The organism is Streptomyces sp. NPDC030143, from assembly GCF_055573695.1.
This window is the reverse complement of the sequence record NZ_JBVIAY010000007.1, coordinates 90860-100624: the sequence shown is the minus strand read 5'-3', so window position 1 is coordinate 100624 and position 9765 is coordinate 90860. Positions and strand designations below refer to the sequence as shown.

The following is a 9765-nucleotide window of genomic DNA, read 5'->3' as shown; positions in this document are numbered from 1 at the left end:
GACACGCCCCTACAGTCTAGAACACGCCCGTACGTGCCCGGACACTCCAGTACGTACCCGGCCACCCACCTTCCGTACGGCCCAGAACACGGCGAGGGGGGCGGCACCCCGTGCGGGGTGCCGCCCCTCTCGCCGTGTCGCCGTGGTTCCGGCCGCTTCCGCCGTGACGGCCTACGGCTCGAACTTGTACCCCAGGCCGCGGACCGTCACCAGGTAGCGCGGCGCGCCCGGGTCGGGCTCGATCTTGGCGCGCAGGCGCTTGACGTGGACGTCGAGGGTCTTGGTGTCACCGACGTAGTCGGCGCCCCACACCCGGTCGATGAGCTGCATGCGGGTCAGGACGCGGCCCGCGTTGCGCAGGAGCATCTCCAGCAGGTCGAACTCCTTCAGGGGCAGGTCGACCTTCGAACCGGAGACGGTGACGACGTGCCGGTCGACGTCCATGCGGACCGGGCCCGCCTCCAGGGCCGCCGGAGCCACCTCCTCCGGCTCGCCGCGGCGGCGCAGGACGGCCCGGATCCGGGCCACCAGCTCCCGCGAGGAGAACGGCTTGGTGACGTAGTCGTCGGCTCCTATCTCCAGCCCGACGACCTTGTCGATCTCGCTGTCCTTGGCGGTCACCATGATCACGGGGACGTTGGAGCGGCCGCGCAGCTGACGGCACACCTCCGTACCGGGCAGCCCCGGCAGCATCAGGTCGAGGAGTACGAGGTCGGCGCCGTTGCGCTCGAACTCGTCGAGTCCGTCGGGCCCTGTGGTCGCGACGGCGACCTCGAAGCCCTCCTTGCGGAGCATGTACGACAGGGCGTCGGAGAAGGACTCCTCGTCCTCGACGACGAGCACACGGGTCACGGAAGGACCTCCGGAGCGGAAAGCGTCTGGTACGCGGTTGAGTCGGGGGGTGATACATGGGGGGTGCCGCCGACCCGTCCGCCCTCGTCGCCGAGGTCGTCGAGGTCGTCGGAGTCGGCGTGCTGGTGTGCCCGGTCACGGGCCGCGCCCGCCTCCGGCAGCCGCAGGGTGAAGGTGGAGCCCTGTCCCTCGGCGCTCCACACCGAGACCTCCCCGCCGTGCGAGGCGGCCACGTGTTTGACGATGGCCAGGCCGAGGCCCGTGCCGCCGGTGGCGCGGGAGCGGGCGGGGTCGACGCGGTAGAAGCGCTCGAAGATGCGCTCCTTGTCCTTGTCGGAGATGCCGATGCCCTGGTCGGTCACGGCGATCTCGATCAGGTCCCCGCCCGGGGCGGCCACACGACGCGCGGCGATGCCGACGCGGGTGCGGGCGGGTGAGTAGTTGACGGCGTTCTCGACCAGGTTGCCGAGGGCGGCGGCCAGCTGCCCACGGTGGCCCCAGACGCGCAGGTCGGCGGTGCCTCCGGCGGCCATGGTGATCTGCTTGGCCCCGGCCTGGTGGCGGCAGCGGTCGACGGCCTCGGCGACCAGCTCGTCCACGCGGACCGGCTCGGCGTCCTCGAGGGGGTCGTCGTTCTGCACGCGCGAGAGGTCGATCAGCTCCTGGACCAGGTTGGTCAGCCGGGTCGCCTCGATCTGCATGCGGCCGGCGAAGCGCTGCACCGCCTCCGGGTCGTCGGAGGCGTCCATGACAGCCTCGGAGAGCAGGGAGAGGGCCCCGACCGGGGTCTTCAGCTCGTGGCTGACGTTCGCCACGAAGTCACGGCGGACCGCCTCGATACGGCGGGCCTCGGTGAGGTCCTCCACGAGCAGCAGGACGAGACGGGAGCCCAGGGGCGCCACGCGCGCGGAGACCGCGAGGGCCTCGCCGCGTCCGGTGCCGCGCCGGGGCAGGTCCAGTTCCACCTGGCGTATCTCGCCGTCCCGTCTGGTGTCCCGGGCCATCAGGAGCATCGGCTCGACGGCGAGCTTGCCGCCGCGGACCAGCCCGAGGGCGTAGGCGGCGGAGCTGGCCTTGACGACGGCGTCGGCCTCGTCGAGGACGACGGCCGAGGAGCGGAGCACCGACAACACGGTGTCGACGCCCGGGGGGAGGACGGGATCGGTGTGCAAGGAGGTCCTGGTGGGTCGGTTCTGGTCGCGTTCACTCCAACGGAACGCCAGCATGGCGATGACACCGGTGAGCACCCCGGCGATCGCTGCCGCTGCGGCGACCGCCGCGTTCACGTCCATGCACCCAGGTTAGGCACGAGATCCGGCCCGGCCACAGCCATCGGCGTGGGACCTCGAACACTCGTCGCCCAGAGTTCACCTTGGAGCCAGTGGTGGTTCATTTGAGGTGACGGAATCCGACGCGTACAGGCCGGAACGTGGCACCGTGGGGTTGGCCGACCGCCCCGAACGGCCGTTTGCCGGCCCCCGAACACCCCGAGCCCCCGAAGAACGACGTACGAGAGGGAACCCTGATGCGGGACGCGTACCACGAGGAACTGGACTCGATCGGCGACGGTCTGGTGGAGATGGCCCGGCTGGTCGGGTCGGCGATCGGGCGCGCCACGACCGCCATCCTCGACTCCGACCTGAAGCTGGCCGAGAGCGTGATCGAGGCCGACCAGAAGGTCGACGAACTGCAGCACGACCTGGAGGCGCGGGCGATAGCGCTGCTCGCGCGCCAGCAGCCGGTGGCGACGGACCTGCGGATCGTCGTCACCTCGCTGCGCATGTCCGCCGACCTGGAGCGCTCCGGCGACCTCGCCCAGCACGTGGCGAAGCTGGCCCGGCTGCGCTTCCCCGAGCGCGCGGTCCCGCAGGACCTGCACGCCACCATCCTGGAGATGGGCCAGCTCGCGCAGCGCCTCATGGCCAAGGCCGCCGAGGTGATCATCACGAAGGACGTCGACCTCGCGCTCCAGCTGGAGACCGACGACGACGCGATGGATCTGCTGCACCGCACCCTCTTCCAGCACCTGATCGACGACCGCTGGAAGCACGGCATCGAGACGGCCGTCGACGTCACGCTCCTCGGCCGCTACTACGAGCGCTACGCCGACCACGCGGTGGCCGTCGCCAAGCGCGTGGTGTTCCTGGTGACCGGTGAGCACGCGGACGACCTCCAGCAGGACGTGCCGGCCGAGATCCAGCCGGTGGTGGAGGAGGCGTAGCGAGCGGCGGCCATGAGCGGTCGGGAGGCGCCCGGGGGCCCCGAGGGCGTGCGGAAGCCACCGTGCGCCGTTGATGCGCCCGGCGGAACGGGCATGCAATGGGCACAGGCGCCCCGCTTCCAGGCCTCCAGGAGGAACCCATGGCCGAAGCCCCCAGCACCTCCGGCACACCCGACCCGACGCAGGAACGCCCGACCGAGCAGCCCGCCGAGATCAGGAACCTGATGCTGATCGGCGCGTGCGGCTGCGGCTCGGGGTGCGGCTGCGGCTGCCAGTCGGGCAGTCCCTGCCAGTGCGGCTGAGGAACACGGAGCAAGCACGTCGCGTACGCGTCCGTACGGAGTGAACACGAGTGAGGGGCCCGGCGTGCGCCGCAGGGCCCCTCACCCGTGTCCGGGGACGGGCGGGCTCGCCGGGTGCGGGACGGGAGCGCAGCATGGAGGGGTAACGGGTAGGAGAACCCCAGAGAGGAAGGGGTGCGGTGATGACCCAGTTCATGGACGTCCACCACGGCATGGTGGGCATCACGGCCGAGCAGCTCAGGGAGGCCCACCAGGCGGACCTCGCCATAGAGAAGGACGAGGGCGTCCACTTCGAACGCGCCTGGGCGGACCCCCGGTCCGGCACGGTCTACTGCCTCTCCGAGGGCCCCTCGGCGGAGGCGGTGCAGCGCATCCACGAACGCGCCGGACACCGGGCCGACGAGGTGCACGAGGTGCCGCTGTCCGTCTCGTGAGGCGGTGACCGACGACGCGGCGCCGGTGACGTCGCGCCGGTGACGTGATCCCGGGATCGGCGATCTGCGACGTGGCGCCGAGGACGTGTCGCCGTGGATCCACGCCCTGCGGCGCGGCGCCGGTGGCGTGCTGCCGTGGCGGTGGTCGTCCGGCGGTCATCGTCCACCGGAGCGGGCGGTCCCCTGACCGCGGTCCACTCGCCCGAGCGGGCGGTCCCCTGACCGCGGTCTGTCCGCCGGAGCGGGCGGTCCCGCGGTCGTCCGCCGGAGCGGGCGGTCCCGGGCGCGTGTCGGCGATCCGCGAGAGCGAGCGATTCTCCCGGCGAGAGCGAGATGAACGGTCATGGAGCAGCCCATCGCCACCGGCCCCGGCCGGACGGCGAACCGCTCCCTCGACGACGTCGTGCGGGAGTCCCTCACCGCGCGCGTCACCCTTGACGAACACGGCACGGTGACCGGGTGGAACGCGGGCGCCGAGGTCCTGCTCGGGTACTCCGCCGCGCAGCGCGTGGGCCGCCCGGCCGCCGACCTGCTGGCCGCGCCGATCCCCGCCGACGAGCTGCCGTCCTTCGCCGACCTGCCCCGCTGGAACGGCGAGGTCGCCCTCCGCCACCGCGACGGCCGCCGTCTGGACGTCCGGCTCATCGCCCACCACCGCACCGAGCAGACCAGTGCGGCACCCGGCGTCCCGGCGTGGCTGCTGGTCTCGCCCCTGGCCGACCTGGAGCCGCAGCCCGCCGACGAGCCCCTCGTGACCTGGAGCTTCACCCAGTCGCCGTGCTGCGCGCTGGCCCTGTACGACACCCGCCTGCGGCTGCGGCGGGCCAACGCCGACATGGAACGGTCCGTCGCCCTCACCGAGGACGAGATGCGCGGACTGCGTGTGAACGAGATCGTCGACGACCCGGCCGGCGACCGGGCCGAACGGAGCATGGCGCGGGTACTGGAGACCGGCGAGCGGCAGTACGACGAGAACTTCCTGCGCGCCGCCGGGGAGACGCGCGAGCACGCCTGGTCGGTGGTCATGTCGCCGCTGCGGGACGAGGCGGGTGCCGTCCGGGGCGTCTGCCTGTCCGCGCACGACATGACGGAGCAGCACTGGGCCCGCAAGCGGCTCCAGCTGATCGCCGAGGCCGGCCGGCGCATCGGCGGCACCCTGGACGTGACCCGGACGGCCCGGGAACTGGCGGAGGTGACGGTTCCGGAGCTCGCCGACTTCGTCAGCATCGATCTGCTGGTCACCCTGGACGACGTGCACGAACGGCCGCCCGAGGCGGTGACGGTGGACGGGCCGCTGCTGCTGCGGCGGGTGGCCCACCGGTCCGTGCTGCCGGGGACGCCGGAGGCGTTCGTGGCGCCGGGCGAGGTGGACACCTATCCGGAAGGGTCGGCGCCGGTCGAGAGTCTGCGCACCGGGCGGGCCTCGCTGCACGAGGTGACCGACCCGGCCGTCGCCGAGTGGATCGCCCGCGACCCGCGTCGGGCCGCCCGCGTGCGGCAGTTCGGGATCCGCTCGGTGATGACGGTGCCGTTGTCGGCGCGCGGCACCACGCTGGGGGTGGCCGTCTTCGCGCGGCACCGGCATCCGGAGGTGTTCCACGAGGACGACCTGGTGCTGGCGGAGGAACTGGCGGCCCGGGCGGCCGTCAGCATCGACAACGCCCGCCGCTACCGGCGCGAGCGGGCCACGGCCGTCACCCTCCAGCGCAGTCTGCTGCCGCAGCGGCTGCCCGAGCAGGCGGCGGTCGAGGTCGCCTCCCGCTACCTGCCGGCGGGCGCGCACGCCGGGGTGGGCGGCGACTGGTTCGACGTCGTGCCGCTGTCCGGGGCGCGGGTGGCGCTCGTCGTCGGGGACGTCGTCGGGCACGGTCTGCACGCCTCGGCGACCATGGGCCGGATGCGGACGGCCGTGCGGACCCTCGCCGACATCGACCTGCCGCCCGACGAACTGCTCACCCACCTCGACGACCTGGTCGCCCGGCTCGCGATCGAGGAGGAGGACGGTGCCCGGCGCACCGGCGGGGAGACGGGGGCCCCCGGTGACGTCGGCGCGACCTGCCTGTACGCCGTGTACGACCCCGTCTCGCGCCGCTGCTGTCTCGCCCGGGCCGGCCATCCGGTGCCGGCGCTGGTGAACCCCGACGGCACCGTCGAGGTCCTCGACCTGCCGGCCGGCCCGCCGCTCGGGCTCGGCGGACTGCCCTTCGAGGCGGCCGAGTACGAGCTGCCCGAGGGCAGTCTCCTCGCCCTCTACACCAACGGTCTGATCGAGTCCCGCGAGCGTGACGTCGACGCCGGTCTGGACCGTCTGCGCCAGGCCCTCGGCCGCCCCGCGCCCTCGCTGGACGCCCTGTGCGACGCGGTCCTGTCCGACCTGCTCCCCCAGCGCCCCGCCGACGACGTGGCGCTGCTCGTCGCCCGCACCCGCGCCCTCGACGCGTCCCAGGTCGCCACCTGGGACGTCCCGGACGACCCCTCCGCCGTCGCCCAGACCCGCAAGGACGCCGTCGCCCAACTGGAGACCTGGGGTCTCGGCGACGCCGCGTTCATCACCGAACTGGTCGTCAGCGAACTCGTCACCAACGCCATCCGTCACGCCGAGCCACCGATCCAGCTCCGCCTCATCCACGACGACGCCCTCATCTGCGAGGTCTCCGACGGCGGCAACACCGCCCCCCACCTCCGCCGGGCCCGCACCTACGACGAGGGCGGCCGGGGCCTCCTCCTCGTCGCCCAGCTCACCCGGCGCTGGGGCACCCGCCAGGGCGCGAAGGGCAAGACGATCTGGGCTGAACAGGAGCTGGGGGAGGGGGCCGGGGCGGGGTACGACGGTTTCGGCTGAGGGGTCCCGTCCTCCACCTGTCGGCTGATACCTGACGGTTCCTCACGGCCCCTGCCCCGCCCGCCGGCTTCCGTGCGCACCCGACCCGATCCGGCACAGGATGTCGGGTCCGGGGGTGTGTCCGCCGCCTAGCGTGGTGGCCGTACAGAGGAAGGGGACCGGGAGTGCTGGAGCGGCTCAACCAGGTCATGGAGCACGTCGAAGGCCGGCTCGACCAGCCGATCGACGGGGTCGAGCTGGCGCGCATCGCCGCCACCTCGGAGTACCACCTGCGCCGGATGTTCTCCGCGCTGGCGGGCATGCCCCTGTCGGAGTACGTCCGGCGCCGACGGCTGACCGTCGCGGGCGCCGAGGTGCTCGACGGACGTGACTCCCTGCTGGAGATCGCGGTGCGCTACGGCTACGGCTCGGGCGAGGCGTTCGCGCGGGCGTTCCGCGCCGTGCACGGCGTCGGTCCGGGCGAGGCCCGCCGCACCGGCGCGGCGCTCGTCTCCCAGCCCCGGCTCTCCTTCCGCCTCACCATCGAAGGGAGCAGCAGCATGCGGTACCGCGTGACGGACCGGCCGGCCTTCACCGTCGTCGGCTTCAGGGCCCGGGTGCCACTGGTGCACACGGGTCCGAACCACGCGATCATCGATTTCGTGCGCGGCATCGGGCGACAGACCCTGGAGCGCCTGGAGGAGCTGTCGGACCAGGAGCCGCGGGGCCTCGTCTCGGTCTGCGACGACCTGGACCCGAGCCGGGCCGAGGGCACCGAACTCGACTACTACCAAGGGGTGATCACGTCGGCGGCCGCCCCGGAGGGCACGACCGCCCTGACCGTCCCGGCCGGCACCTGGGCGGTCTTCACCACCTCAGGCCCGGCCCCCCAGGCCGTCCAGGAACTCTGGCGGGACGCGTTCACCCAGTGGTTCCCGTCCAACCCGTACCGCACCCGCCCCGGCCCGGAGATCCTCCGCACCCACCTGTCGCAGGACGGAACGGAGGCGGACGCGGAGCTCTGGCTGCCGGTGGAACGGGGGTGAGGTCTAGGCCTGCCGCCGATCGTTCACACGGTTCGCCCGCATGCGGCGACGCCGGTCAGCACCAGGCGGCTCCGTCATGGCTGGCGGTGACCTCCAGGCCGTAGCCGCCGGCACTGTCCCCGAGATCGGCGGGGAACCACACGGCGAGATGGGCGGTGGTGCCCGCGACGGGCTTCTCGAAGCAGAGCGCTGAGGTGTCGACCGCGAGTGCGCCGGGCTCCGGAGACGGCGAGGGGTCGGCGCCCTCGAGCCGCCAACCGTCCGCTGCGGCGGCCTGGCGGTAGAAGTCCAGCACGTCGGCCCGGGGTGTCGTGAGCCGGTAGGGCTGCCCGGCGTAGGCGAACCCGTCGTCCTCGTCGCAGCCGGAGTACCGCTCGTCCTGGGGACGCGTCCGGCTCGGGTGCGCGTCCAGGATGGGCAGGGAGGCCAGGGTCGGGGCCAGTTCCTCGTCAGCCCTGGTGCAGCCGTAGAGCCCACCCGACAGCGCCCACACTCCCGTTGCCGCGACGACGGCCATGCCGCCCGCGCCGACGAGAATCACCGTGAGCGCCGTCTTCAGCTTCATGGCGCGGAGCGTAACGCAACACCCCTGCACGCCTGCCCCGTTCCGCCACACCCCAGCGACACCGGACCGTTCCGACCCTGCGACACGACGGTTCCGCCACGCCCCTGCGACACCGGGCGGTCCCGCCACACCCCTGCGACACCGGACGGTTCCGGCACGCCCCTGCGACCCCCGCTGCTGCCCGTGAAGCCCTGCTGCGCACCCGTCAGACGGGCACGCAGCGGGCACGGCCGAGAGCTTCCATGGTCGGCTGCTCAACTCAGTTGACCGGAGGAGCCGCGGTTGCTCTACTGATGCCGGAGCCGGGAGGACCTGTGGCAGAACTGCCGGAGAGTGTAGATCGCGACATTCTGGAGGGGCGCACCATCCTCGCAGTGAAGACGATTCGTGAGACACAAGGATGCTCGCTCCACCAAGCGGTTGATCTTTACCATCAGCGCTACCGAGAGCTTCATCCAGAGCCGGACTCAGCCCGGGAAAATCCCCGGCCCCGCGTGCTGCGGTTCGAGCGGGACGGCTCTTTGGTTGTGCTTGAGGGACCGCAAGACGGCCAGTAGCCGAAGAAGTGAAGGGCCGGGTCTCTGACCTGCGGCCGTGCAATCGATCAAAGCTGCAACCTGCGACTTAGCTGTCGGTGGCTGTCAGCGTTGGTCGATTACAGCTGCCCTCGGACGGCCCGGTGACGGCCCGAGATTTTCTGGAGTCGGTACGCGGATCTGCTCAGCTCCGCTACGTTTTCGAGGATGGATCCGCAGATCGCAACAGCCATCGTTACTGGCGCGGCGACCATATCTGCTGCCGTCCTGGTAGCGATCTTTCAGTTCATGGGCAAGTGGCGCGAGGAGCGACGCCTGGCCCGTGTTGCCGCTTCAGAGGCTGACGCTCGCCTTGCTGCCTCATTCGTTCAACTCATGAGCCGTGCGCACGCCCGTGGCGAGCCCGTCGTGAGTGATGCCTCCTCTCTGAAGGCGTTGTTGCAGACAGGCGTTCTGGCTGACAGTCTGCGAACGCTGTTGGCCGCCCAACTGTCGGGCCCGATTGACGGGGCCACCGTTCTGCGGATCGATGCGGTGCTTGATGCGCTCCAGATCCGTGTTCCGCCCGTGGGGGAGCAGAGCAGGAGGCAGCCATGCAAGCCGTGATCGCTCTTGGTCTCCAGCACAGTTTCCTCACCTATGCGGCGCTGACCGGGCTCAGGGATCGAAACAAGTTCAAGCCTGTTGGAACTTGGCTGAAGCAGAGAAGGCGCTTCTGGCGCGCCTCCGGTTTGACGCACGGAAGATACGGATGCGTCGTCAAGATCGGCCCAGCTATTGGTTCGCTCGCGGATGATGGCGCCTCAGGTCGGCGGAGCGGCTTTGGGCTGGAGCTGCTTTGGGGCGAGTGATCATGGCCCCGTAAGCTTCCGGCGCGTCGGGCAGTCTGTGGACCTGCCCGGTAAAGCACGACGTTGGGGCCATGAGCTTCGAGGCTCCCCCCAAAGTGGCTGCCTAAAGCCGTGGAGCCGACCGCCCCTGTCACGAC

Annotated in this window: 10 protein-coding genes; 7 read left to right on the top strand and 3 right to left on the bottom strand. The window is 71.6% G+C overall.

All coding sequences use genetic code 11. From position 1 onward, the window contains the following. Nucleotides 1-171: 171 nt before the first annotated feature. Nucleotides 172-843 carry a two-component system response regulator PhoP gene (gene phoP / locus ACZ4YY_RS14765; RefSeq protein ID WP_466214042.1) on the bottom strand — a complete coding sequence of 224 codons (672 nt, stop codon included), beginning with the start codon at nucleotides 841-843 and terminating at the stop codon, nucleotides 172-174. Nucleotides 844-848: 5 nt separating this feature from the next. Beyond that, nucleotides 849-2144, bottom strand: a complete 1296-nt coding sequence (gene phoR, locus ACZ4YY_RS14760) for a two-component system sensor histidine kinase PhoR (RefSeq protein ID WP_468288848.1) — start codon at nucleotides 2142-2144, stop codon at nucleotides 849-851. Nucleotides 2145-2377: 233 nt separating this feature from the next. Between phoR and phoU the strand changes: the two genes are divergently transcribed. The 5 genes from phoU (at nucleotide 2378) to ACZ4YY_RS14735 (ending at nucleotide 7676) form a co-directional block, all read left to right on the top strand. Beyond that, entirely contained in the window at nucleotides 2378-3073 is a 696-nt protein-coding gene (phoU, locus tag ACZ4YY_RS14755; RefSeq protein WP_468288845.1) for a phosphate signaling complex protein PhoU, read from the top strand. A gap of 140 nt (nucleotides 3074-3213) precedes the next feature. Next, the gene (locus tag ACZ4YY_RS14750) at nucleotides 3214-3375 is read left to right on the top strand and encodes a hypothetical protein (RefSeq protein ID WP_468288842.1); all 162 of its coding nucleotides are present in this window, start codon (nucleotides 3214-3216) and stop codon (nucleotides 3373-3375) included. A gap of 182 nt (nucleotides 3376-3557) precedes the next feature. After that, nucleotides 3558-3809, top strand: coding sequence for an SCO4226 family nickel-binding protein (locus ACZ4YY_RS14745; RefSeq protein ID WP_468288839.1), 252 nt, complete (start codon nucleotides 3558-3560; stop codon nucleotides 3807-3809). Between the two features lie 343 nt (nucleotides 3810-4152). Beyond that, complete coding sequence (locus ACZ4YY_RS14740) at nucleotides 4153-6651, top strand: SpoIIE family protein phosphatase (protein WP_468288837.1); 2499 nt, start codon at nucleotides 4153-4155, stop codon at nucleotides 6649-6651. 164 nt (nucleotides 6652-6815) lie between these two features. Further along, the gene (locus ACZ4YY_RS14735; protein ID WP_468288834.1) at nucleotides 6816-7676 is read left to right on the top strand and encodes an AraC family transcriptional regulator; all 861 of its coding nucleotides are present in this window, start codon (nucleotides 6816-6818) and stop codon (nucleotides 7674-7676) included. A 55-nt stretch (nucleotides 7677-7731) separates the two neighbouring features. Here the strand turns inward: ACZ4YY_RS14735 and ACZ4YY_RS14730 are convergent, their stop codons facing one another. Further along, the gene (locus ACZ4YY_RS14730; protein WP_468288831.1) at nucleotides 7732-8241 is read right to left on the bottom strand and encodes a hypothetical protein; all 510 of its coding nucleotides are present in this window, start codon (nucleotides 8239-8241) and stop codon (nucleotides 7732-7734) included. A 743-nt stretch (nucleotides 8242-8984) separates the two neighbouring features. Here ACZ4YY_RS14730 and ACZ4YY_RS14725 point away from each other — a divergent pair. Together ACZ4YY_RS14725 and ACZ4YY_RS14720 are read left to right on the top strand one after the other, a co-directional pair. Continuing rightward, nucleotides 8985-9383: a hypothetical protein gene (locus ACZ4YY_RS14725; protein ID WP_468288828.1), complete on the top strand. Its 399-nt coding sequence runs from the start codon at nucleotides 8985-8987 to the stop codon at nucleotides 9381-9383. Further along, nucleotides 9371-9628: a hypothetical protein gene (locus ACZ4YY_RS14720; protein WP_468288825.1), complete on the top strand. Its 258-nt coding sequence runs from the start codon at nucleotides 9371-9373 to the stop codon at nucleotides 9626-9628. The genes ACZ4YY_RS14725 and ACZ4YY_RS14720 overlap by 13 nt, the downstream gene beginning before the upstream one ends. Nucleotides 9629-9765 lie beyond the last annotated feature (137 nt).